The sequence below is a fragment of the Bradyrhizobium sp. WSM4874 genome (assembly GCF_055811835.1).
In genome coordinates this window covers 36,017-61,923 of the sequence record NZ_JBVVPR010000028.1, presented here as the reverse complement: position 1 = coordinate 61,923, position 25,907 = coordinate 36,017, and the positions used below count along the sequence as shown (strand labels likewise).

Annotated in this window: 16 protein-coding genes; 12 read left to right on the top strand and 4 right to left on the bottom strand. The window is 58.6% G+C overall.

The window, feature by feature from the left end; genetic code table 11:
- Positions 1–380: 380 nt before the first annotated feature.
- Both AC0L3P_RS25775 and AC0L3P_RS25770 read left to right on the top strand, forming a co-directional pair.
- Positions 381–1,499, top strand: a complete 1,119-nt coding sequence (locus AC0L3P_RS25775) for a serine/threonine protein kinase (protein WP_473306171.1) — start codon at positions 381–383, stop codon at positions 1,497–1,499.
- Between the two features lie 37 nt (positions 1,500–1,536).
- Positions 1,537–2,562, top strand: coding sequence for a nucleotidyltransferase family protein (locus AC0L3P_RS25770; RefSeq protein WP_473306169.1), 1,026 nt, complete (start codon positions 1,537–1,539; stop codon positions 2,560–2,562).
- Between the two features lie 70 nt (positions 2,563–2,632).
- Here AC0L3P_RS25770 and AC0L3P_RS25765 read toward each other — a convergent pair whose 3' ends face one another.
- Positions 2,633–3,016, bottom strand: a complete 384-nt coding sequence (locus AC0L3P_RS25765; protein ID WP_473306167.1) for an H-NS histone family protein — start codon at positions 3,014–3,016, stop codon at positions 2,633–2,635.
- A 713-nt stretch (positions 3,017–3,729) separates the two neighbouring features.
- Between AC0L3P_RS25765 and AC0L3P_RS25760 the strand changes: the two genes are divergently transcribed.
- Complete coding sequence (locus AC0L3P_RS25760) at positions 3,730–4,098, top strand: H-NS histone family protein (protein WP_473306163.1); 369 nt, start codon at positions 3,730–3,732, stop codon at positions 4,096–4,098.
- 63 nt (positions 4,099–4,161) lie between these two features.
- On the opposite strand, the gene AC0L3P_RS25755 is transcribed toward AC0L3P_RS25760, so the two are convergent.
- The 3 genes from AC0L3P_RS25755 to AC0L3P_RS25745 all read right to left on the bottom strand — a co-directional run bounded on the left by AC0L3P_RS25755 (position 4,162) and on the right by AC0L3P_RS25745 (position 10,151).
- Complete coding sequence (locus AC0L3P_RS25755; RefSeq protein WP_473306161.1) at positions 4,162–5,631, bottom strand: exopolysaccharide biosynthesis polyprenyl glycosylphosphotransferase; 1,470 nt, start codon at positions 5,629–5,631, stop codon at positions 4,162–4,164.
- A gap of 109 nt (positions 5,632–5,740) precedes the next feature.
- On the bottom strand, positions 5,741–7,747 hold the full coding sequence (locus AC0L3P_RS25750) for a hypothetical protein (RefSeq protein ID WP_473306159.1): 2,007 nt from the start codon (positions 7,745–7,747) through the stop codon (positions 5,741–5,743).
- Between the two features lie 67 nt (positions 7,748–7,814).
- Positions 7,815–10,151, bottom strand: a complete 2,337-nt coding sequence (locus AC0L3P_RS25745) for an AAA family ATPase (RefSeq protein ID WP_473306218.1) — start codon at positions 10,149–10,151, stop codon at positions 7,815–7,817.
- A gap of 351 nt (positions 10,152–10,502) precedes the next feature.
- On the opposite strand from AC0L3P_RS25745, the gene rfbC reads away from it, so the two are divergent.
- The 9 genes from rfbC (at position 10,503) to AC0L3P_RS25700 (ending at position 25,906) form a co-directional block, all read left to right on the top strand.
- Positions 10,503–11,060 (top strand): dTDP-4-dehydrorhamnose 3,5-epimerase, encoded by a 558-nt coding sequence (gene rfbC / locus AC0L3P_RS25740; protein ID WP_354128821.1) that lies wholly within the window; start codon positions 10,503–10,505, stop codon positions 11,058–11,060.
- A 28-nt stretch (positions 11,061–11,088) separates the two neighbouring features.
- Positions 11,089–12,147: a dTDP-glucose 4,6-dehydratase gene (gene rfbB, locus AC0L3P_RS25735; RefSeq protein ID WP_247816364.1), complete on the top strand. Its 1,059-nt coding sequence runs from the start codon at positions 11,089–11,091 to the stop codon at positions 12,145–12,147.
- Positions 12,148–12,154: 7 nt separating this feature from the next.
- On the top strand, positions 12,155–13,144 hold the full coding sequence (gene rfbD, locus AC0L3P_RS25730) for a dTDP-4-dehydrorhamnose reductase (protein WP_354208741.1): 990 nt from the start codon (positions 12,155–12,157) through the stop codon (positions 13,142–13,144).
- Positions 13,053–13,928 (top strand): glucose-1-phosphate thymidylyltransferase RfbA, encoded by an 876-nt coding sequence (rfbA, locus tag AC0L3P_RS25725; RefSeq protein ID WP_473306156.1) that lies wholly within the window; start codon positions 13,053–13,055, stop codon positions 13,926–13,928. The genes rfbD and rfbA overlap by 92 nt, the downstream gene beginning before the upstream one ends.
- 90 nt (positions 13,929–14,018) lie before the next feature.
- A complete protein-coding gene (locus tag AC0L3P_RS25720; protein ID WP_473306154.1) occupies positions 14,019–20,759 on the top strand; it encodes a DUF4082 domain-containing protein in 6,741 nt (2,246 codons plus the stop codon).
- Between the two features lie 11 nt (positions 20,760–20,770).
- Positions 20,771–21,097: a hypothetical protein gene (locus AC0L3P_RS25715; protein ID WP_247816360.1), complete on the top strand. Its 327-nt coding sequence runs from the start codon at positions 20,771–20,773 to the stop codon at positions 21,095–21,097.
- Complete coding sequence (locus AC0L3P_RS25710) at positions 21,075–23,279, top strand: peptidase domain-containing ABC transporter (RefSeq protein ID WP_473306151.1); 2,205 nt, start codon at positions 21,075–21,077, stop codon at positions 23,277–23,279. Before AC0L3P_RS25715 ends, AC0L3P_RS25710 begins: the two co-directional genes overlap by 23 nt.
- Positions 23,276–24,694: an HlyD family type I secretion periplasmic adaptor subunit gene (locus tag AC0L3P_RS25705; RefSeq protein ID WP_473306149.1), complete on the top strand. Its 1,419-nt coding sequence runs from the start codon at positions 23,276–23,278 to the stop codon at positions 24,692–24,694. The genes AC0L3P_RS25710 and AC0L3P_RS25705 overlap by 4 nt, the downstream gene beginning before the upstream one ends.
- A gap of 24 nt (positions 24,695–24,718) precedes the next feature.
- A complete protein-coding gene (locus AC0L3P_RS25700) occupies positions 24,719–25,906 on the top strand; it encodes a hypothetical protein (protein ID WP_473306147.1) in 1,188 nt (395 codons plus the stop codon).
- The last annotated feature ends 1 nt before the right edge of the window (position 25,907 follow it).

Genomic DNA, 25,907 nt, shown 5'->3' with positions numbered 1-25,907 from the left:
AGTATCAGCGAGAGGGAGCACGTTCTACGAGAGCGGAGTGCTGCTCGCGAAGTTTACCGCTATCTGCTGGACTCTCACCGGTTGACCGCGCCGGCGACCTTTCTCGGAGGACAAGTGTTGAATATTTCTCCATCTGGGGTGAACGAGGGTGGTCAGCTGGCGGCGTGACCCGGGGCCGTACGGTCATTCGAACGAATCCCAGTCAGGCGATGTGCAGCCGCACTGAAGGTGGATTTGCACCGCTGTAGCACGGCGATCAAGCCGAATTTTCTCGGCAACTGCAGCTCGTTTGAACGCGCCGCGGACAGGACATTGCAGGATGTTGTCGCCACCGCGTCGACACGGCGGCGAAACAGATATCGTTGCTATCGGGCATAGCCATGCTGGAAAAAACATCGGCAGAGATGGTGTTGAGACCCGCCGCGGGTGCAGTCTTCGCGCTGGTGGACGGTCGATCAGTGCTTTTCAGCGAGACAAGGCAGAAGCTCTATGAGTTGGACCAGCTAGGGGCATTCATTTGGTGCAAGTTGGCACAAGGTGCTTCTTTGGAAGACGTCCATCAGGAGCTTGGGCAGCTAGGCATTGGCGAGCGCGCAGCGCGCGAGTTCACGTGGCAGGCGATGAACGTCTGGATCGATCGAGGGGTGCTCGAGCTCGACTGGCGAATGTCGGCCAATTGCGCCTTCTCAACGATTCTTGGTCGGCGCAGGATCAGTATCCGGGCCTCAAATTGGGACCTCCTGCAACAGTTGATTTCGCTGTTTTGTGTTCCGGACGGCAGCGGCGGGGAGGCGGAGGATATTGCGATCGAGACAACGGTGCTGGACGATCAGGTATTCTTCCGCGGGAATGACGCGAACATCCAAAGATGCGAAGCCGCAGCTCTGGCCCCTGCAATCAAAGCTCACATCACCGAGCGACTTATCCGAAGCAATCAGTGGGCTTTCGCGCTCCACGCCGCTTCTCTTGCAAAGTGCGGCATGGGCTTGCTGCTGTGCGGCCAACCGGGAGCCGGCAAGTCGACTCTTGCACTAGAACTCGTAGACGCTGGATTTCAGTATGCCGGCGATGACGTTGCGCTGATTGGGGCTGACGGAACGATCTGCGGCATCCCATTTGCCCTCACCCTCAAGCAGGGATCGTGGCGGTTGCTATCCCGACTGTATGGCGATTGGAACGACGTGACGCACCGCCGGTCCGATGGCGCCGAAGTGCGGTATTTGCCGATTCCGGATGCGCACAATGGGAGCCTCTCTGCCAACTGGATCATCTTTCTGAACCGGGTTGCAAGCGGCCCCGTCGAGCTGATCCCCCTGGATCAGCTTGATTCAATCAAGCGACTCATTGAGGGCGCGTTTGCCGCAGACGGGAAGCTGTCGCAGTCCGGCTTTTTCGCTTTGAAGCGGATTGTTGCGGGCGCACGATCGTTCCAACTTACCTATTCGGAATCGGCGCAGGCTCGACAGCTGCTGATGGACTTGTGCAATGACAAGACATAGTGCGGCACTGATAAGCCTTTGCAACTGCTTGCGAGGCTTGCCGCCCGTCGAAGTGGAGTGGACCTCCGTCATCGGGCTCGCAAACCAGACGTTGACGACGCCTGCGCTCATTGGCTTCGTCGATCAATTTGCATCGGTGTTGCCGGAGGACGTGTGCACCTATATCCGCCAGATCCATCGCCGAAACGTGCTGCGCAACGACCGGTTGGCCGGTCAATTGGAAGAGGCTGTCATTGCGATGAACGGCCAGGGAGTTACGCCGGTGTTGCTCAAAGGTGCGGCAACGCTAGCCACAGCACCTGTCGAGCGGCGAGGAGTTCGGCTGATGTCCGATCTGGACATCATGGTCGTGCCGGACGAAGCTGAAAGGGCGGTCGCCGCTCTGGGCGCAATTGGCTATGAAGTTCATGATCAAGCGCGGCCCGAAAGTGCGAGGTGGTATGTCGAGCTAACTCGACCGCGGGATGTCGGAACCATCGATCTGCAACGGGCCGCTCCAGGCCCCGCGTACCTCTATGCTGGCCCCGGACATGCCCTGAACCATTGCGTCCCCGCGCTGCTGGGGCGGGGACGCGTGTACGTCCCGACGCCCACTTATCGAGCGCTGATGTTGATCATCCACGATCAGTTTCAAGACTACGGCTACTGGCTTGGCGAACTCGATCTGCGGCATCTGGTTGAGTTGCGCGACTTGAATGATTCCGAAGGGCTGGACTGGCAGGAACTTGCCTCTCATGTCTCGGGCGAATTGATGAAGAACGCCGTCGAAACCCAACTGCTCGCCCTTGCTGCGCTGCTTGGGGTCGATATCCCGCGCTCAATGCGCACCCGGCTGATTCCTCGTCTGCAGTTCATGCGACAATTAATGCAAGCGCGCTTTCCGGCCACACGTGTGCCGTTCCTCGCAATGACGGTCCTGGACCTCAGAAACTACCGGCGGGAAGCAACCTCTGATTGCACGCAAACCGGTATGCGCCGGCCCGGATTGTGGTCCGTGCCAAGAACGGACACCTTACAGTTCCTGTTGAGGGCCGCCACCGCCGTTCGTGTCGGAAAGGTGTAAAGCCAGCAACGCTCGCACGCCTTCAAGGCCAAACAGTTTTAGCAAACGACATGTCTGCAGTTGCGCGGAGTTAATGCCCTTGTCCACCGGCATTCCGATCGGGCGACTCGTCGTTCTCGCGAATCCTGAACTCTTCGAGCGTGTGCCCCGATTGGAGCGCGGCAACTAGCCAGCGAGGCTGTTTACCACGCCCCGACCAGGTCTCCGTCGGGCGGAGTGGATTGAAGTATTTTGGCACGACTTTCGGGTATTTGCGGCGCGGCGGCTCGCTCGTTCCGGCATTGGCGGCCCGGCGTTCAGCTTCACCGAATTGATCCGGCTGGTTGAGTTGCGCAAGACGCTTTTCGAGCTCTCGCTTCTCGACTGTGATCTTTTCGGCAAGTATCTTTGTTAGCTCTTCGTGAAGGAGCCAAAGTTCCTCAAAGTCCATGGCTTCGAGATCTTGCCGACGCATAGCATTCTCGTCACCGTTCGACTGACTCCTGATCCATCTGTCATCCTCAGCTTTCGAGCAATTATTGCCCCAGCACCCGAATCAACGATGGACCAAAGTCAGTGTTTCAAATCCACGCTACAATAAATAAATGGTATATTATTTAATAACTATTACCAGGGTTATTTTATTAAATGGGGATAGGCAGATCAATGACTTGCTGCAAAGCAAGAAAGGGGAGTCTCTCAATCGAGTTCCTCTCGGCGTCTTCAACTCGGAGCATCCTTCCCCGGCTGGACCCTCGGACATTCGGGACCTGAAGCTCAAATCGAGTTCAGGCGGCTAGCGCTGAGGGACATTGAGTTGGTTGGCGCTCGTGCATATCCGAAGGCTGCAATATCGAGATTGCCCAAAACGGGGGCAGCCAACGCGCCAACCATATTCATCGAGAATATTGCGGCGCGGATGACGCGTAGGGCGCTTGATGTGATCCCGTCATATCAGTTCGCTTGAATGGTTCCACGGCTGCCCGCTGGACGTGTGAATTTACCCGCTCCGCAATTAAATTATGCGGATAGCCCATCGTTTCGGCTTGATTGATTGCTGCGACGCAGTTATCTGGGAATGCGGATTTAAGTACGGTTCCATACATTTTGTTGGGTAAATCTAGTTCACCATCTTGATTAATGTCGATCCGGGACATATTAAGTTTGGCGCAACTACAGGGTGCGAGCATGCCAGCTAAGAAACTCGAGTTAGAATCGATGTCCCTTGACGATCTCTGGTCGCTTCATGAGGAAATTAGCGGGATCTTATCGGACCGAATTAAGGCAGAAAAGCACGAACTGGAGAAGCGCTTGGCGGTTCTCGGGGGCGGGGTGGCTGTTTTGGCGGACTCAAGCGGACCGGGCGTGTCTCCGACTACCAAGGCGAGACGAAAATATCCGCGTGTGCTGCCGAAATACCGGAACCCCCAGACCTCCGAGACCTGGTCGGGGCGCGGCAAGCGGCCGCGGTGGTTGGTTGCTGCCATGAAGTCTGGCCGGAGAATTGAGGATTTTCGCATAGGGGATGCAAGTCCGAAGCTTCGTCAGCGCGCGTAACCTGATCTGCACTGTTCGACGGGGTGGTTAAAATGGCCGCCGCAGTGCCGTGATCCTGTGGGCCTAATAGGCGTTGCGTCCCCGCAGCACTTCGAGGGGAGTTCGCAGCAGGATTACGAGATCAAGCCGAAGGCTCCAGTTGTCGATGTACCAGAGATCGTATTGTACTCGTGTTTCGACCGTGATGGCTGTGGGGGTTGGACCGCGGCAGCCATGGACTTGGGCCCATCCGGTCAGTCCTGGCCTAACCCTGCGGCGCAGGGCGTAGTTCCGCACGAGCTTGTCAAATTCTCCGTCATGAGCCAAGGCATGAGGACGCGGACCGACCAGCGACATGCTGCCGTCGAGCACATTCAACAGCTGTGGCAGTTCATCGAAGCTTGTCCGTCGCAGCCATTTGCCGACGCGTGTCACCCGTCGGTCGAGGCGACGGGCCTGAAGGATCGCCGGCCCGTCCTCGAGCACATGCATCGTCCGGAATTTGCGGATCAGGAAGATCCGGCCATTAAAACCACAGCGTTGCTGTCGGAAGAATATGGGGCCGGGCGAGTCCAGCTTGATTGCAAGCGCGGCCAGCACAAGCAGCGGGGTAAGTATCGTCAAGGCGAGCGCGGCGCCGAAAAGATCAATGATTCGTTTGGTCGCACAGTCCAGCTGCGTAAGCGGCCCACGCTGGAGTTCAACACAAACCGTACTTCCAAGGCTTCGCGTAGGGTGTCGAAGCAATTCGGATGTCGTACCGACCGGCACGAACACAACCGGTAGCGGCAAGACCCGCAAGTCGGCAACGAAGGCCCGAAGTTCGGGCCATCGTTCCGGGTTCGCTTCCACAACCACCTGGTCGAGCTCGGAGCTGCGAATGTAGTCAATCACGCGAGCCGTGAGCCGCCTTCGACAGGCAGGACCGAAGCCGATTGGGGGCAAGCTGAACCGGCCTCGGACACAATAACCATGCAGCGCCAGCGTTTCAGGCAGTCCGGCGTTTTTCGATGGCGGCTGGTCGCTGACCAGAACAATGTTTGTGCTGGCGAATTTTCTGCCGCTCAGGCCCTTCCCGAGAAGCGCTCTCACTCCCCACCGCTCGGCCATAAGCAAGCCCAGGCCCAGGACAGCGAAAAGTGTGCCCGCTTGGTGAGAAGAGCCCGAACCAATTGCAAAACCGTACCCGGCCCATATCAGGAACAACAATGACGCCCATGCAATCCAGACGGCGCGCATCTGACTTCGCAGGACGAGGAGCTCGGCTGGCCGATAAAGGCCGTGCGTCTTCAACAGGCAAACGAGACATGTTGCGCTGACTAGCGCCAAGCCAAGTGCGTTGCTTAAGTCGCCTGCAGCCCATCCACTCTGAGCTTGGCTCAGCCACGTCGAAACGACGCTCGCAAAAACAATGGTCGCAATATCCGCACAGAGCGCCACGTATTCGATCGAGTCGTAACGGAGAGGCCATTTGTGCTGGCGGGATACTATCGGCCCGGGACTGACACGATCCGTAACTTCCCGATCGGGGAAATGTCGGTTCACGAAATTCATTGTCGGGACACCCGCAAGTTAATATTTAATAATATATTAATTAATCGGATTTATCAAGATAAAATCCTGGGTTTGGCCATTTTAAATATGTCGCACTGCTCAGAGGATCCTATCGAGATCCCTGTCGGGAATTCCGCGCGCGCATGTTGTCGAGGTAGGTCGGATCGAGCTCCGAAATTAGGGTCTCGAGATAGATCTTCCCCTCGGCCGAGGCTGACCGGTACGCGGCCACAAGCGCTGGTTTGAGAGTAGGTCGACGCGTAACGACGAGGCTGACGTCCCGCTTGATCAAGTCCCGAAATTCAAGCTCGCGTACTACAGCATCTGTAACGAGCGCGACCGATAGCCTTAACGGAAGCAGATCCAGATCGTTCGGCGCAGTATAGTACGACATCTTGAGCATGGCTGCCGTTTGGATCGAATCCTGTTTCGGCGCCGCCGCGAGTATGAGCCAAATGTCGCCGCGGAGCGGCGACGAGCGCAGCGCGCGGGCAAACGCATTCGATGCTGCCGGAGGTTCCGTTTTTTGCTCGTCCGCGGCGAGAGCCGGATCTCCACGGGATCGTGATTCCCCTCGGATCCAAAGGTCTTCATGCGCTGCCGCAGCCGAAACTGGTTTCGAGATCCCGTTTGACCATGCTGCTGCGGCCGAAACAGCTGCCGTCAAAGAAGACTGACCTCCGAGATACCACCCAGGGAGGACCATCCATATCGTCTGTATGATCAGCGCTATTCCAAGCACGGCCAGAGCAGCGCGCGGCCATAGGCTGACAAACGCTGGCGCGAGCCTTGGACGAGACGCCGGAGCTGGACCGGCCGTCCAGTCCGAAGCCTCTTTCGACTCCAAGGATAGGGCCTCACGGCCCGCACCGGAGACGCTTTGACCGAACGCCAGCCCAAAAAGCGCAGCGACCAAAAGCGATGCGCCCAAACCCAGAATTCCATGGTCGGCAAAGGCCAGTATCGTCAGTCCAATCGAAGCACCGGCGCCCAAGGCGGGGTACACGTAGCCGTAAGCTCGTGACAGAGAACGCCTGATCAGAATACAAGCGCCGAGCATCGCTATTACTACAAGGCCGCAAAGGAACGCCCAGCCCATGTCTATAACCATTGCGGCGGCAGCCGTTGGCCTTTCTCGCGGGGCGCCGATTCCAATGTCCCGATAAAGCGGCAAAAGGACCGTCGAAGCGCCGGCACCGGATCCCGCCGGCCTGACCTCCTGTAGCATCCGTTCTGTCGCGATCTGACTGCTCGTTGACAAGGCGATCGTCACATCGGTGTTCGTTCTAAACGGAATAACCGTTACGCTGGCAATACAGAATATTGCGGCGGTTGCGAAAACGCCAGCGGTGCCCCACAAGCCCAAGAACCACCTGCGAATAACGAACACCGAGAGCAAGCTTGCTGATCCGAGGAGGGTAGCGACGACGGTGGTGGAGTTGGCCCGAATGAGCAGCGCGGCCAAGCAGATAATCATTGCGACGGTCGCGGCGGACAGAGCAAGGAGCGGAACTGGCGCAATTGTTCCTGGCCGACTGTGCCGCGCTATCTGATCGGCCGCGCGTATTGCCGTGGCGCAGGAGAGCAAGACGCCGAGCACTGCGACGGTTGAGCCATCGGGCCCGGCGACACCGGCAGTTTCCTTCCTGAACCACATGGCCGTGGCAATCGTGGCTATCGACAGTAGTATATGCAGGACCTGCGCTGCGCGATATCGGTCAAGCGTGATGACCGCAGTGACGAGGGCCGCGGCGAGCACAGCGTAATACTGCGCCAGCGAGAGCATAGTCGCCCCCATATCGACTGTGATTTTTTCGGCGAGGGGCTCGCTTAAGGCCGCCGAAGCAGTTGCCCAGATGGGATTTCCGAGTGTGTCCATAGGCATAGGCACCACCTGTAACGCCATCCAGAGGGCCGGAGCCGCGAGCACAACGACGGGACCAGGCCGGAGCAGCTTGGTGAGCCCGAGGGAGGCGGGCCATGGAAAGATCGCTACAACCAGCGCGGCTGTTGCTAGTATGAATGATGCCAATCCCAAGCTTTGCAGGCTTTCCGGCATTGCGAGCGCCGCGGTGATCGCCACAAACTCGGCTAACAGGACAAGCCGGATAATCATGTAAACACCATGGTGTGGTGCGGCCACTCCGGTGGCCGGAGAACGTGCAGGCCGCTACGAGACAGCCTCAAGAGCCGGAAAGGCCATAACGGATATAGTGGCTGTCATGATAGTAATAGCTCCGATGGCCGTCATATCGAGCCATTGCCTTGGTATCCGTCTTGCTGAGAACTGCCCCAATCAGCGATTCATGAATGTTGGGTGCCGTGTGCAGTGCGTGCTGCACGACATCTATTTTGGTGCGGCCCCACTCAACGATTAGAATATAGCCGTCTATTAGAGATGAGGTGACTCGGACATCAACTAACGGGGTCAGGGGAGGAAGGTCGACGATGACGTAGTCATAGTCAGCTCGCAGGCGGTCGAACAGCTTGCTTATTGCGTCGGCGCACAGAATCTCGCTGGTGTGAAGCAGAGATCCCCGCCGCACGGCAGGTAGAAATGCAAGGTTCGTCGCGGGATCTCGCCAAATCGTGTCAGCCAGGGATCGGCTGCCGTTTGCAACTTCGATGATTCCGTTGACAGCCTTAGGCGCAAAGATAGCAGAAAGTGAGGGATTCCTGAGGTCGCAATCGACGATGATAGCTTTCTTGCCTGTGTGGCCGATCAATTGCGCGAGCGAGGCTGCAATCGTAGTCTTCCCCTCATTCGGCAGGGCCGAGGTAATCCCGATGACCTGGGAGGAGATTTTGGCCGGATTGTGGTCGATGGCTAGCTTGATGGAGCGAATTGCCTCGGTATACCGAGATAGCGGCATCCCGACCACGGTGCGATGAATTGCCGTTGGAGACGGAACTATCCGTTGTTGAACATCATCATCGGTAGGCTGGGGGCGAACTGGTATCTTCGCGGATTTGCGGGCCGGCAACAATGGGACCAACGATAGGCAAGGCAATTCCAACACAGTTTCGACTTGTGAGGAGGTACGAAAGACGCGGTCCATGACGTCTCTGAGCAGCCCCAAGCCGATGCCTAGCGCGAGGCCGCCGACGATGCCGAGCGCCAGCACCAACGTCGTCTTTGGCTTGCTCTTGCTCGGCGGCGGCGAAGCGGGAAAAAGTACGCGCGTTTCCGAGATGGGGAATGTCTCCTGCTGTGCGGAGCCCATGTAACGCTGCAGGAAAGTCTCGTACAAGGTACGCAAGCCCTTTGCCCGGCTTTCCAAATCCTTGTTGGTTAGCTCGGCAGAATTGACTGAACGGGACTGCGAGACGGCCTTGGACAGTTGCTTTTCGATTTCTTGCTGGCGCTGTTTGGCGAATTCGAATTCGCTTCGGCTGACTTCGGCAAGTCTTTTGACTTCGTCGAAAATGGAGACGCGAAATTCCCGCGCGCGGTTCCGAACATTGACGACTGCCAGGTGGTCGCGACCAACCCTGGCCGTCAACTCGGCCTCACGTCTCAGGAGTTCCAGATACTGCTGGCGCAGCCCCGTAATGATCTGGCTGTTTGTCGCATCGGCGCCGATAGCATCCAGATTGCCCATCGAGGACGGCTTTGTCGGATCGGAGGCAAGAAGAGCTTCATAGCGAGCCAACTTGGCCGTGGCATCAGAGGTCTGGGCGCGTGCGGCAGCCAATCGATTGTTGATTTCTGTGACCTGCTGGTCGTTGATGGGCTTTCCGTCCGAAGAGACGATATTGTTCTGGGCCTTGTAGACGTCGACGGCACGTTGTGCAGCGAGGGCTTGGTCACCGAGATCGCGCAGCCTGTCCTGCAGCCAGCTTGTTGCCCTGCGATTAGCATCGAATTTTGCATTGAGCTGGTCCGCAACATAGGTATTGGCTACCGCGTTGACGATCTCCGCGGCTCGGGCTGCGTTGCTCGAATTGAAATTGATCTCAATGACGTTGCTGTAGCCAATACGCCCCGCGGAAAGCCGATTGAGAAATGCGTCTACGATAGTGTCTGAAGGTTCACCATGGGTATCCGATGAGCCATCCTTCTTCGATCCAATCGACGCCCATGACCGAATTCGCTGCCAGAGCGACTGTAGAGATAGCCCTGTCGCACTAAAGTCCGGATCGTCCGACAGTTTCAACTGGTCGATGACCGAGACCGCAGTGGCCTTTGATCTCAGGAGCTGAAGCTGGGTCTCGATTTGAGTGAGATCGAAAGCCGGCTCGGCAAGGAGTGACTGCTGCTGGACAAATTGGGCCCTTGGATTGGCCAACAGGATCTGAACCTGCGCGGTATAGGTTGGAGACACCAAGCGGAGATAGAGCAGACTGGCCGCAGTCACGAGTGCAGCAGTCACAAGGATCATGAGATATTGGCGTCGTAGAAGCCCGATGCCGAAATTGATGACGTCGCTGATTCCTCCGCTGTCCGTTTGAACGGGTTGGGCCAGCCCGGTCACAGGCAGCCGTACGCTATCCGTGTGTCGAAGATTGTTCTGGAGCATCACGTACCTGTCCGACGGTGGGTCACGTTGGGGCCGCTCGCCCGCAGACCGAGGGGCGCGAAGGCGGTGGGGGATTATATGCATATAAAATTCCGCTTGCCAAATTAAATAAATCATATATTAATCGAGGCTGAAATTGAAAATGATGATGGGTCTGTCGTTTCGGCACGGCGTTGGCAAAATGGAAGGTGCTTCTGAGGGTTACGGTCTAGCCGGTATTTGCATTGAAAATTAATGTGAGCGTTTCGAGACGGATCGGCGGGCGGATAATTAAATTCCGGCGAATATTTACTTATGGTCCGTCGCAACGAACCCCGATGGGGAAATTGAGGGTCGGCAGGAGGGTGCCCAATGCTGGAACTGCGACCTTTAGCGATCCCTGATGTCAAAGTCCTTCGAACAGATCGGTTTTCCGATGCCCGCGGCTACTTCTGTGAGACCTTTCAGCGATCGGCTTTTGCTGAGAAAGGAATCCTGCACGACTTCGTTCAGGATAATCAGTCCAGCTCGGATCGGGTCGGCACGGTGCGCGGCTTGCATTTCCAGCGACCGCCCTTCGCCCAGGCGAAGCTCATACGGGTGTTGAACGGGGCTATTCTCGATATTGCCGTTGATCTCCGGCGTTCATCGCCAAGCTTCGGCAAGCACATCGCCATCCAGTTGGATAGCGAAAGCAGCGAGCAGCTGTTCATTCCGAAGGGATTCGCGCATGGTTTCTGTACCCTGCAGCCCAAGACCGTCGTCTTGTACAAGGTCGACCAAGTCTACGCGCCGAGCCATGACAGCGGCGTCTATTGGGCTGATCCCGCATTAGCGATCAAGTGGCCCGTCACGCCGTCAGAGGCTCAGATATCGCCAAAGGACCAGACCCTTCCTGCGCTCAACCAGCTTGCTTGCGTTTTCGAATAGTGGAGATGAAATAGTGGAGATGAGTGGAATGCGTATCCTGGTGACCGGCGGAGCGGGCTTTATCGGTTCTGCTGTGTGTCGCCGTTTGGTGCTGCAGACCAGTGCCGCGGTGGTCAACATCGACAAGTTGACATACGCAGCCGACCTGACTTCGCTGGCGAGCATCGAGGGGCTGGGGTCTTATGCATTCCTGCAGTCCGACATCTGCGATCGAGAGGCTATGGGTCTCGCGTTCGCCGACTACGAGCCGGATGCGATCATACACCTGGCCGCCGAAAGCCACGTCGACCGTTCGATCACCGGACCCGAGGCCTTCGTCAGCACCAATATAGTTGGTACCTACACGCTGTTGGAGGCGGCCAGGACCTATTACGAACGTCTGCCGCTTCCGCGGCGGAAGCAGTTCCGCTTCATCCACGTATCGACAGACGAAGTCTATGGCTCATTGGGGCCGGAGGACTTGTTTCGCGAGGACACGCCCTACAGGCCGAGTTCGCCGTATTCGGCGAGCAAGGCGGCTTCGGACCACCTCGCACTCGCGTGGTTTCGAACCTACGGTCTGCCGGTCATCGTATCGAATTGTTCGAACAATTACGGGCCGTACCAGTTCCCGGAAAAGCTCATCCCGCTGACGATCCTCAATGCGCTCGACCGGAAGCCCCTACCGGTCTATGGCGACGGCAGAAATATTCGCGACTGGCTTCATGTCGATGATCATGCCGCTGGCTTGATAAAACTTCTGTACGAAGGAAGACCGGGCGAGAAGTACAATTTCGGCGGAGATGGCCAGCGATCCAACCTGGAGGTGGTCACCAGGATTTGTGACGTGGTGGATCGGTTATCCCCGGGCGCGGGAGCGAGACGATCTCTCATCAGGTTCGTGCCGGATCGTCCAGGACATGATGCGCGCTATGCGATCGACGCGTCGAAGGCACATCGCGAACTAGGCTGGGAACCGACGAGAACCTTCGAACATGGCTTGGCCGAAACAGTCGGATGGTATCTCGACAATCGTGCATGGTGGCAGCGTGCTCGCTGCGGTGTCTATGACGGCTCGCGTCTGGGCCTGCTCGCTACTCAACATTGAGGTGAAGATGACAGATCGACCCATCCTCATTGCCGGGCGGAACGGTCAGTTGGCAAAGTGTCTTCGTAATCTCGCTGCAATGCGCGGTCTGCCTGCGGTGGCTCTCGGGCACCGAGAACTCGATCTGGAGAACCGCGAAGGGATCGACGAGCTCATCGCATCGATCGCGCCGTCTGCAATCATCAATACGGCCGCTTATACGGCGGTCGATCGGGCCGAATCTGAAGCGGCGAAAGTGTTCAGCATCAACCGCGATGGTGCGGCAGCGCTGGCAAATGTCGCTTGGCAGATGAATATTCCACTCATCCATCTCTCGACCGACTATGTGTTCGACGGCGCAAAACTGGATGCGTATGACGAAAGCGACATTCCCGCGCCGTTAAATGTCTACGGCGCGTCGAAGCTTGCCGGCGAAGCTGCTGTATTGGCCGCGCATCCGCTCGCGACCGTGATCAGATGCTCGTGGCTTTACAGCCCCTACGGCAGCAACTTCGTTCGAACGATGTTGCGGTTATGCGAGACGCAGCCCATCGCAAGGGTTGTCCGGGATCAACAGGGAAATCCGACCTACGCATACGACCTCGCGGAGGCTGTCCTTCAGATCGCAGAACGGTCAGTAACAGTCGATCGCAGGGCCGCGGCCGGCATCTTTCATCTCGCCGGTCAAGGCGAGACAAGCTGGCATGACTTTGCGAAGGCAATCTTCGACGAGCTTTCCCGTCGTGGAGCGCGGATTCCGACGCTCGAGGCGATCACGACTGAAGAGTTTCCGACCGCTGCGCGTCGGCCTCGAAACTCGCGCCTGGATTCATCCAAGGCCGAACGCGTGTTCGGAATTCGCCTGGCGTCCTGGCGCCATTCACTCGAAGCCTGTCTTGACCAGCTGGTCGGAGAAGGAGACACCGATGCTGAAGGGAATCGTGCTGGCTGGCGGCAGCGGAACGCGTCTCTATCCGATCACGCGCGTGGTCAGCAAGCAGTTGCTCCCGATCTATGACAAGCCGATGATCTATTATCCCCTGTCGACGCTGATGTTGGCAGGAATCCGCGAAATTCTGATTATTACCACGCCGTCAGACCGGTGCCAGTTCGAGCGGTTGCTGGGGGACGGCAGCCAATGGGGCATTCGGCTCAGCTACGCGGAACAGGCCCGTCCTGCCGGTCTCGCGGACGCCTTCATTGTTGGTGCCGATTTCATCGGAAGCGATCGTGTGGCGATGGTGCTTGGCGACAATATCTTCTTCGGCGATGGTCTGAGTGAACTGCTGGCCCGGGCGGCGGGACGTGAGGAAGGCGCCACGGTCTTCGCGTATCATGTGCGCGATCCGGAACGATATGGCGTCGTGGCATTTGACGAGGCGAATCGTCCGATACGGATCGAGGAGAAGCCGAGCAAGCCAGCGTCGAGTTGGGCGATCACCGGTCTTTACTTTTTCGATAATCGCGTTGTCCGCTACGCTCGTCGCGTTGAACCGTCGCCGCGCGGCGAGCTTGAGATCACCGATCTGCAAATGCGCTACCTTTCAGCCGACGCGCTCCATGTCGAACGCATGGGGCGGGGGTTTGCCTGGCTGGATACCGGCACGGTCGAGTCGCTCATCGATGCTGGGACGTTCGTGCAGACCCTGGAAAAGCGGCAGGGAATGAAGATCGCCTGTCTTGAGGAGGTCGCCTTCAGACTCGGCTTCATCAATCGTGATCAACTTCTCGCGTTGGCCGAGTCGCTGCAGAAGAGCGGGTATGGCGGGTATCTCAACGAAATCTTGCAGTCTCACCGTTAAATTAAATGCTAAAATAAAGGGATTGAAATCGCGGTTGATTTAATCATTAATTGAATCGCGTTCTGTTATGCTGATTTCGAGAGGCTGACCATGCTGAATCAAAGGTCGAGCGTCTTCTATCGAGGAGCAAGGCCTCTCCTCTCGGAAGAAAGTGACTTCAACCCGACGATCCCAAGCCTGGAGCGACCGCCCTTCTGGGCTGCGACCTGGAGCAGCAATCTGCCGGTGTGGCAGCCGCTCTGGATTCCGCCCCGCGCAGACCTGCCAAGTGGGAGCTCGAATGTCGGGGCCGAGGTAAGTGTGGGCACAAGTCAAAGTGCAAGTTCCTGGCAGCTGACCGCTATCGGCGGTGTGCGCGGTCACGCTGCCGCAGCATTGCGGACAACATTGTCTGCCCAGCCGTCCGGCGCGACTCGTTGGATCAATGCGAGCGGCGGCTATTGGAATGTTGCTGCGAACTGGAGTGCCGGCGTTCCGGATATCTCGTCGACGGCGTTCATCGATGCGCCGGGATCCTATGTTGTTGCAACCGCGGGCAATATCGACATAGGCAGGCTGGTTGTCGATGCAGAGGCGGCGGTCTCGCTAGCGGCCGGAAGCTCATTCGTCGTAGAGGGCCATGCGACAAACAACGGGAACATCACGCTCGGATCCTTGGGCGGAGATCGCGCAGCTGCGGCAGATTTTAAGGGAGACGTCCGCGGATCGGGGGTCTTCGCGATTTCCGACAAGGCAACTCTCGAGATCGGAGGGGCGGTCTCTGGGCAAGTCTTGAGTGGATCATTTTCCGGAATAACCGTGTCGTTCGAGACGGAAGCCGGCAGCCTTATCCTCGATCACTCCGCCCAATTCCACGGTCTGATCGGAAGTTCATCGCCGGATCGACCGCTTTCGGCTGGCAATCTCATTGATCTCAGGGATTTTTCCTTCACGTCAACGATGTCGGCGTCGGTTCATTACGACAGCAGCTCAAACATCAGCACAGTCGATTTCGGCAACGGGGCCGGCAACGTCACGTTGCTGTTCTCTGGGAATGACCCGAACTGGACGTTTGCAAGTGACGGGCAGGGCGGCACCATTGTTGCGGACCCAGCTGCAACGAACCCCATCGTGCTGGAAAATCAGAAACAAGGCACGCCGCAAAGCATCTGGCAGATCGACGCTGGCGCAGACTCAACGAAAATCCAGGGCTTCACGACGGCGATAAGTACCAATATCGGCGGCACCGTTCAGTTCAAAATCAACAACCAGACCGGCGCGCCGAACTACCATGTCGATATCTACCGGCTTGGTTACTACGGCGGCAACGGTGCCCGACTGATTACGAGCTTGCAGCATCAGGCTGCAACCTCGGTTGTGCAACCGACCCCGTTAAAGGACGCGTCCACGGGTCTCGTGGACGCCGGCAACTGGAGCGTGACTGATTCCTGGGCCGTTCCGACGACCGCTGTGTCAGGCGTCTACGTTGCCAATGTCATTGACGGGACGCAGGTTTTCCAAATTCCGTTTGTCGTCCGTAGCGATGCGTCAACTAGCGCAATCGTGTTCCAGACAGCTGACCAAACCTGGGAGGCATATAACCCTTGGGGCGGGGCCAATCTCTACACTGGCAACGGACCTGGCGTGAACGGTTCCGCTTACGCCGTGAGCTACAATCGTCCTATCACCACGCGTGATGGGGGGCTCGAGGGCAGCTCCAATGACATGGTGTTCTCGGCGGAATATCCGGCGATCTACTGGCTTGAGCAAAACGGATACGACGTCTCCTACATTTCGGGCATCGACGCGGCAACCAACGGATCGCTGCTGTTGAATCATCAGATCTATATGGAGGTCGGTCACGACGAGTACTGGACCGATAGCCAGGTCTCCAACGTCCAGGCCGCCGGTCACGCTGGCGTCAATCTGACGTTTCTGAGCGGAAACGAAGTGTATTGGCAGACGAGGCTTGCAGCCAGCATCGATCCCAGTCACACGGCAAACCGCACCTTGATCACGTACAAGGACACTCATGCCAATCAGTTGATCGACCCAACAGGGACGGCGACGGGAACATTCATGGACGCGCGTTTTGCGTCAACCGGAGGCATGTCAGGCATTCCCTCCAACGCACTGACCGGCACTGTCTTTCAGGTGGACGGGGATTCCTACGGCACGATCAAGATTCCGTATGGAATGACGCAGTTGAGGCTCTGGCGTAACGCGCCGATCGCAGGGACGGCGCAAGGTCAAACTGCATCGCTGACCCCGAACCTGTTGGGCTACGAATGGGACTCGTCGCCGGATAACGGCTTCCGTCCGGCTGGACTGGTGGATGTCTCGTCGACCACTCTCCAAACCACAAAATACCTACTTGACTACGGCAATACGACGGGCAGCGGTACCGCAACCCACAACTTGGTGGAATTCCGTGATCCTGTGAGCGGTGCTCTCGTCTTTAGCGCCGGCACCGTGTTCTGGTCCTGGGGTCTTGCATCGGATCACGACCAGTACAACTTGGCGCCGGCGACTCCGACTGATCCGAACGTCCAGCAGGCCATGGTCAATCTGTTTGCGGACATGGGCGTGCAGCCCGCGACGTTGCAGGCAAGTCTGGTGATTGCCGCCCAATCGACCGATCATACGGGACCGACCTCGACCATCACAAATCTCTCCTCCGCAAGCGTCGTGGAAGGCCAATCTATCACTGTGACCGGGACGGCAAGCGACTCCGGGGGGGTGATCGGTGGTGTCGAAATTTCAAGCGACGGCGGCGGCACCTGGCATCCGGCCAGCAGCACCGTCGGAGCGTCGAATGTAACCTGGACCTATACATTTGCGGCCGGCGCGCCGGGACAGTTGAAGATCCGGAGCAGGGCGGTCGATGATAGCTTGAACCTCGAAGTGCCAGGTACGGGCATTGCTTACATAGTGACGCCGTCGTCGAACCTGACGATCTTCAGTCCCTCGGACACGCCGGCCGTTGTCAACACTCCCGACGCGGGCGCTGTGGAACTGGGTGTCAAGTTCGTTGCCGCGGCTTCGGGCGATATCACCGGCATCCGGTTCTATAAGAGCACCCAGAACACGGGAATGCATCTCGGCGATCTCTGGACGGCGAACGGGACGCTGCTTGCAAGCGCAACATTCACCAACGAAACGGGGAGTGGCTGGCAACAGGTCAACTTCACGACCCCGGTGCATGTACAGGGCGGGGTGACCTACATCGCATCATACCATACGAACACCGGTCACTATTCCACCACCGACTTCTACTTCGACAATGCAGGGCACACCAACGGCTCATTGACAGCGACGGGCGGCGGCCTGAACGGCGTCTTCGCTTACGGGACAGGGCCACTTTTCCCCAACAGCATCTCGATGGCAAAGGGAGACAATTACTGGGTTGATGTCGTCTTCAGGGACAACAGCCAGCTGCCGCAGGCCAACAACGACAGTGGGTTCACGGTCACGGAAAACGGGACGCTGAACATCGCGGCATCGGCGCTGCTTGCCAATGACACGGATCCCGCCGGCCTATCGTTTTCGATCAGCGGCGTGAGCAATCCGGCCAATGGCACCGTAAGCTACAACGTCCAGACTCAAACGGTGACGTTCACCCCGATCGCGAACTACGCGGGAGCGGCACAGTTCGCTTACACGATCACCGACTCCGGTGGCGCCAGTGGAACGGGGCAGGTGTTTCTCAACGTCAACTATCCGATATCTGCCCAGAGCCTGTTTGGCACCAACGACACGCCGAGCGTGACCAACTCGGGTGATACAAGCTCCGTCGAAGTGGGCGTCAAGTTCAGCGCCTCGGTCAACGGGACGATAACCGGCCTGCGCTTCTACAAGGGCTCGTTGAACACGGGTACCCACGTCGCGCATCTCTGGACTGCGACGGGAACGCTGCTGGGCACAGCGACCTTCAGCGGCGAGACCGCCAGCGGCTGGCAGCAGGTAAGTTTTTCGAGCCCGATAGCCGTTACCCCGGGCACGACATATGTCGCTTCCTACCACACCAACGGCAATTATTCGAACACTCAGAGCTATTTCACAACGTCGATTACCAATGGCCAGCTGAGCGCCCCCGCCACGGGAAATGGCATCTATAGCTACGGAACCGGAACCGTATTCCCGACCAACGTCTTCAAGTCGACCAACTACTTCGTCGACGTGGTCTTCAACGGATCCTCCAGCACCAACAGACCGCCGACGGCAGTCGCTGATACGGGCGACGCCACGGAGAAAGGCGGCCTCGCCAACGGCACGGGCGGCTTGCCCGCTACCGGAAACGTACTGACCAACGACACCGATCCGGATGCCAGCGACACCAAGGCAGTGACTGCAGTCAGCTTCGGATCGACCTCCGGCACGCTGGGCTCGGCTCTGAATGGAGCGCACGGCAGCCTGGTGCTCAATGCCACGGGAGCGTTCACTTATACCGTCAACGAAGCCGATCCCGCCGTGCAGGCCCTGCGGCTTGCGACCAACACGCTGACCGACACCTTCAATTACACGATGGGCGACGCCGCCGGCGCGACGTCGTCCACGACACTCGCGATCACCGTTCACGGCGCCAATGACGCACCGGTGCTGGCGGTCCAGACCGGCAACCAAACGGCGACGGTTGGTTCGGCCTTCTCGCTGACGCTGCCTGCCGGCACCTTCACTGACATCGATTCCGGCGATTCGCTCGGCTACACGGCAACTGCCGCCAACGGCTCGCCACTGCCTGGCTGGCTGAGTTTCAACGCATCGACCCGGACCTTCAGCGGCACACCGGCGTCCGGCGATATCGGCACACTCAGCTTGAAGGCAACCGCGACCGATCTCGGCAGCCTCGCCGCCAGCGAGACATTCAATATAGCCGTGACGACGACGCCGAACGCGCCGCCGACAGCGGTCGCCGATACGGGCGACGCCACGGAAAAAGGCGGCCTCGCCAACGGCACGGGCGGCTCGCCCGCTACGGGAAGCGTACTGACCAATGACACTGATCCAAATTCCGGCGACACCAAGACGGTGACTGCAGTCAGCTTCGGCTCGACCTCCGGCACGTTGGGCTCGGCTCTGAGTGGAGCGCATGGCAGCCTCGTGCTCAATGCCACGGGAGCCTTCACTTATATCGTCAACGAAACCGATCCCGCCGTGCAGGCCCTGCGGCTAGCGACCAACACGCTGACTGACGCCTTCAATTACACGATGCGCGACGCCGCCGGTGCCACCTCGTCCACGACACTCACGATCACCGTTCACGGCGCCAATGACGCGCCGGTGCTGGCGGTCCAGACCGGCAACCAAACGGCAACGGTTGGTTCGGCCTTCTCGCTGACGCTGCCTGCCGGCACCTTCACTGACGTCGATTCCGGCGATTCGCTCGCCTACACGGCAACCGCCGCCGACGGCTCGCCACTGCCTTCCTGGCTGAGTTTCAACGCATCGAGCCGGACCTTCAGCGGCACACCGGCGTCTGGCGATATCGGCACACTCAGCTTGAAGGCAACCGCGACCGATCTCGGCGGCCTCGCCGCCAGCGAGACGTTCAATGTTGCGGTGAGCACCGCGCCCTCGACGGTCAGCTTGTTCTCGAACTCCGACACGCCCTCGGTGCTGTCGACCTCCGATACATCACAAGTCAATCTTGGCGTGCGGTTTACGTCTTCGGCGGCCGGCACCATTTCCGCCATCAAGTACTACAAGAGTGCGAATGATACCGGCACTCACGCCGGCTCGCTGTGGAGTAGCACAGGCACGCTCCTGGCGACTGCAACCTTCTCCAACGAGACCAGCAGCGGTTGGCAAACTGTCATATTCAGCAGCCCGGTATCGATCGCGGCCGGGACCACCTATGTCGCAAGCTTCCACAGCAACGGCCACTATGCCGATACGCCCAACGACTTTACCACGGCTCAATCGAATGGCCCGCTTACGGCTCCCGCGAGCAACAATGGTGTCTACACCTACGGGACAGGAAATCTGTTTCCCACCAGCACGTTCAACGCCACCAATTACTGGGTCGACGTCGTGTTCAACAATTCGAGCGGCGGCACGAACCAGCCCCCGATCGCCAATAACGACAGTGGCTTCAATGCGACCGAAAACGTACCTCTCAGCATTTCCGGCTCGACGCTTCTAGCAAACGATACCGATCCGAATGGGGATGCTCTAACGATCACGGGCGTCAGTGGGGCCGTCAATGGTACAGTCGGTTTCAGTTCTCAGAACAACACTGTGACGTTCACGCCAGCCAACGGATACACCGGGCCGGCTTCCTTCAACTACGCCATGGCAGATGGCCGGGGCGGCACGGCAAGCGCGAGGGTGGACGTGACCGTTCATGCGCCGTCAGCGAGCACTGTGAGCCTGTTCAGCGCGAATCCAACGCCCAGTGTGGTTACAGTGAATGATCCGAATTCCGTGGAGCTGGGCATGAAGTTCCTGGCGTCCAGCTCGGGCGACATCGTCGGTCTGCGCTTCTACAAGGGGCCATCCAACACGGGAACGCACGTCGCCGATCTCTGGAGCAGCACTGGGACTTTGCTGGCCACCGCCACCTTTTCCAACGAGGCGGCGAGCGGCTGGCAGCAGGTCAGTTTCAGTACGCCGGTGACGATAGCAGCGGGCACGACCTATATCGCCGCCTATCACACTGCGGGAAATTACTCGGCAGATCCCAATCTGTTTGCCAGTTCGGTGACCAACGGACCATTGACAGCCCCATCATCCGCGTCCAGCGGGGGGAACGGCGTCTATGCGTACGGATCTGGAAGCCTCTTCCCCACCAACACCTTTAACGCGACGAGCTACGCGGTGGACGTCGTCTTCAGGCCACAGCTCGCAGCATAGGGAGAGTCGGAATGCATACGGAGCTCTATACCGACGGGATTGACGAGGTCACAATTGGCGGGGCAATCGTGCGGGTGGACTTGGTCAGTCTCTCGCCCACCGAACGTGACGCCAACAATGCGCCAAAGAAGGTGTTTCGGCAAAGGCTGATCTTTTCGGCGGAGTCGTTCGCGAACTCCGTCGAGGTAATGCAAAACGCGCTTCAGGGTCTCGTGGATGCCGGCGTCGTCCAGCGCAATCGGCCAAAAGCGCCGACTGCAGCGCCTGCGCGGGTGGAGCCTGCGTCATCTGTTTCGGACAGCTCACGATCTCCAAATGTCTCAGCCAACTTCCGTTGAAATCGAGCGGTGTGAACCAGCACCGCTCTCGTCTGAGGACGAGCCGCGTTGGGCCGCTCAAACCGCCCTTGAATGCCTGTCGAGGGTCGCCACCCATCACGGCATCGATCTGCCGTCGGACCGTTTGCGGCATGCTTATGCCGTCGATGATGCCGGCATCTCGACCGACCTCTTGCTGCGCATGGCGCATGAGGCCGGGCTTCGCGCCCAGGCGACGCAGCTCGATTGGAAGGCGCTGTGTCGGCTCGGCGAAGCCTATCCGGCTCTTGTTCAGCTCTCGAATCAGAACTGGGTTCTTGTTGTCGAGGCCGGGCCGGAACGCGATGCCGTAGCTGTCTTCGATCCCTTGGCTGAACGGACGGACGAGCCGCTGCTTGTCGATGCTGAACGGTTTTGTGCCCGATGGCTCGGAAAGGCGATCTTGTTCAAGCGCGAGAGTCGTTCAACACAGGGCCCTAGGACCTTTGGATTGCGCTGGTTCGTACCCGAAATGGTCCGGGAATGGCGCTTGTTCTCTGACGTTGCGATCGCCGCCGTCTTCCTGTATGCGCTCGGCCTCGCGCTTCCAATCTTCTTTCAACTCGTGATCGACAAGGTTCTTGTCCACGAGAGTCTCACGACGCTCTACGTACTCTCGGCTGGCGCGATTATCGCGCTCTGCTTCGATGCCATATTCAGCTTCTTGCGTCGTTACCTGCTGCTTTATGCCACGAACAAGATCGACATCCGGGTTGCGACCAAAACGTTCCGGCATCTTTTGGGGCTTCCCGTAACCTTCTTCGAGCATATCTCGGCCGGTGTGCTGGTGAAGCACATGCAGCAGGCCGGGCGAATTCGCGAGTTTCTGACCGGTCGACTGTTCCTGACCGCATTGGACGCGCTTTCGCTGTTCGTCTTCCTGCCTGTCCTCGCGCTCTACAGCGTTAAGCTGACATGCGTCGTCCTGGCCTTTACCGCCATCAGCGGCAGCGTAATTGTGATTTTGATGGGACCGTTCCGACGACGGCTCTACCAGCTCTATCAAGCCGAAGCCGGCCGCCATGCTCTTCTGGTCGAGACGGTGCACGGAATGCGCACGGTGAAGTCTTTGGCCATGGAGCCCAACCAGAACAGGGCATGGGACGATCGCTGCGCGCGATCGGTATCGATGCGTTTCGGGGTTGAAAAGATCTCGGCGGGCGCCCAGGCACTGACCGGTTTTCTCGAGAAGATGATGACGCTTGGTATCGTGGCCCTGGGCGCGCTGGACGTCTTCAGTGGCGAGATGACAATCGGCGCATTGGTCGCCTTCAACATGCTGGCGGGACGCGTCTCGGGGCCGCTGGTTCAGATGGTGACCATGGTTCACGAGTATCAGGAGGTCGCGCTGGCGGTTGAGATGCTGGGCGAGGTCATGAATAAGCAGCCGGAACGGGACGGTCATCGCGACGGGCTGCGTCCCGATTTGGTCGGCCAGATCGAGTTTGAAAACGTGACCTTCCGCTATGGCGAGGGAGCGCCGGCGCTGGACGACGTCTCGTTTTCAATCGCTCCCGGTTCGGTCTTTGGAATTGTCGGCCGGAGCGGCTCAGGCAAGACGACGCTGACGCGACTGATCGCGGGAATGTATCCGGTGCAGCAGGGATTACTACGGATCGACGGCCATGATTCGCGCGAGATTGATCTTACCCACCTGCGGCGGAATCTCGGGGTCGTGCTCCAGGATAATTTCCTGTTCCGGGGCACCGTGCGGGAAAATATAGCTTGTGTGAAGCGTGACGCGACGTTCGAAGAAGTTGTCAGGGCGGCCCAGCTCGCCGGCGCCGACGAGTTCATTGAGCGGCTGCCGAGGGGATTCGATACGATGCTCGAGGAGCAGGCATCGAACCTGTCGGGTGGGCAAAAGCAGCGGCTTGCGATCGCCCGCGCCTTGATCGTCAACCCGCGCATCCTGATCCTCGATGAAGCGACCAGCGCGCTGGACTCCGAGAGCGAAGCGATCATCCGGCGCAATCTACGTCGTATCGCAGAGGGACGTACCGTCATCATCGTATCGCACCGGCTTTCGATGCTGTCAGATGCGAGCCAGATTTTAGTCATCGACCGAGGACGAATCGTCGATGTGGATCGCCACGACGGCCTGCTGTCGAAGTGCACCATCTACAGGCATCTCTGGAATCAGCAGACGAGACAGGTCGCATGACCAGCGCCGGGAAAAGCAGGGCGGAAGGGAGGTCCGGCAGGTCGGGCCCTTCGACCGTTTCCCGGAGAAGGCTATCGCTGTCGCCGACGGCATCTCGCGTAGTTGCGGAATTTCAGTCCGACGCCGCCGAGATCGAGCACGGAACGCCACCGCGCGTAGGACGAATCACGCTCTATTGTGTCGTCGCCCTGATCGCGACCGCGATCGCGTTCGCATGCGTGTCGCGTGTCGACATGATTGTGACGGCACAGGGCAAACTGGTCACCACACGTCCCAACCTGGTCGTCCAGCCGCTGGAAACATCGGTCATTCGGGACATTCGCGTTAAGGCCGGCGATCCGGTTAATCGCGGCGATGTCCTTGCGATCCTCGATCCGACATTTTCTCAGGCCGACCTTGATCAACTGCGCAGCCGCCTGGCGGGTTTCGACGCCTCCATCGACCGGGTCCGGGCGGAATTGGACGGCGTTGAGTACGTCCTCGAGGAGTCCGCGAATGCCGATCAGGCGCTGCAGCGAAAGGTATTTCTCCAGAGAAGGACGGCTTACGATCTTCAGATCCAGAACTACGACGCGCAGATTGCGTCCGCTCAGGCCAATCTGAAGACGGCCCAGGATGAGGAATTCGTTCTGACCCAGCGGCTGGAGACCATGCAGTCCATTGAGGCCATGCGAAATGTGTTGATGGCGAAGGAGGTCGGTTCAAGACTGAACTTCCTGCTGTCCCGGGACGCGCGGCTGGAGGTTGAAAGCAATCTGGCGCGTGTTCGTGGCGCCATTGTCGACAACATGCATCGTTTGGACAAGGCCCGTGCAGACCAAAAGGTTTTCGCTGCAGAGTTTCGCCGTACTTCCTATCAGGAGCTCGTGGAGACGTTGCCCAAGCGTAACAGCGCCGTGGAGGAGCTCAAGAAGACGGAGCTTCGCCGGCAATTGATCGTGCTGCACGCACCGGCTGATGCGGTGGTACTTGAAATTGCCAATCGGACGGTTGGTTCGGTAATTCGCGAGGCCGAGACATTGTTTGTACTGGTCCCTCGCGACGAGACGCTCCGGGCGGAGGTCAACGTCGAAGGCAGGGATATCGGACAGCTGACGGTCGGGCAGTCCGTACGAATCAAGTTTGAAGCATTTCCGTTCCAGAAGTACGGCACGGCAACTGGTGAGATTGGGGTCATCAGCCAGGACTCATTCTCGCCAGACGCGAAGGCCGAAGGTGCGCGCCGCCCGTCAGCTCCCTTTTATCGCGTACTGATCGATTTGCGCGACATGCATCTTCGGCTGCCGCCGGAACGCGTTCAGTTCATGCCAGGTATGGCGGTCACCGCCGAAATAAAGCTCGGAAAGCGGACGGTGATTTCCTATTTCCTCTATCCCTTGCTTCGCGGATTGGATGAAAGCATCCGGGAATACTGACCCGATTGACTATGGTGTAGTGCGATGATGATCGGTCCCAATTTTGGTGTGAATCTGGCAGTGCCGGCCGCGGCGAACAGGCCGTCCCTCAACTCACCGCTGATAAACTATGCGCTCAAGGGCCTAGAACGCTGCTGGTTGCCCGGGGAGCGCCGTTGGTCGCACATTTATCACCTCGACGGACGTGCTTCCCCAAACGAGTCGATACCGCATAGTGACCTGTTTTATACCCTCAATGTCCTGCTTGGGATGTCGCGGGTCGTGGAACGTCCGATCGGTATCGATATCCCAGAGATATTCCATCGAAATGTCATGCAGCTCACCGCACTTCCAGTGCGCAAATATGCCTTTGGCATGGCCTTGTGGGCTGCCGCCGAGCTCGACCTTCCGATTCCGGAGCAGGTGACGCGCGAGCTGAAGCGGACTCTGTCGGATGAGTCACGGTGGAGTACGTTTCGGGCGCAGGATCTGGGCATGCTGCTGACGGGAGTCGTCGCTCAGGCAAGGGCAGGTAACAGGGAGTGGACGTGCTTCGCCGCCCCGCTCTTTCGCTTCCTGAAGGAGCGTTTCCATAGTGAGTCGGGACTGTTCTTCGACGCCCCGTGTGGCTTTCGACGCCGTTTCGCGTCATTTGCGACCCAGACCTATCTCTCCATCGCCTGCTATCAGTATGGCGAATTCCTTGGCGATGCGTCTGCGCTTGTCATGGCCGATACTTGTGTGCGCGATCTCATAGCGGTCCAGGGGCCACAAGGCGAATGGCCCTGGTTTTTCGACGCGCTGAGCGGCCGCGTCCTTGATTTCTACGAAGTCTATTCAGTCCATCAGTATGGAATGGCCCCGGCGCTGCTGGAATGGGCAGAGCGCTTTGGGCGGCGAGAAGCGCGGGACGCCTTGATCAAGGGATTCAACTGGGTACTTGGTCACAACCAGCTAGGCCGGACCATGCTCGTGCCTGAACTAGGCCTGACCATCCGTTCGCAGGTACGCAAGCATGAATTGAAGACCAAGGCGCCGCGGGTGTTGCGCGCGGTCAAGAACGTCTGGCGCGACAAGGGGGGGACGCTGATCGACAACGCGAACGTGGGTGTTCGGCTTGAGTGCCGCAGCTACGAACTCGGTTGGATTCTGTGGTCATTCGGTCGGCGTATCGGCTTGCCGGAACTGACGCACAACCAGGTCTTTGCCGTGGAACCTGCTGAACTGGCGTGAA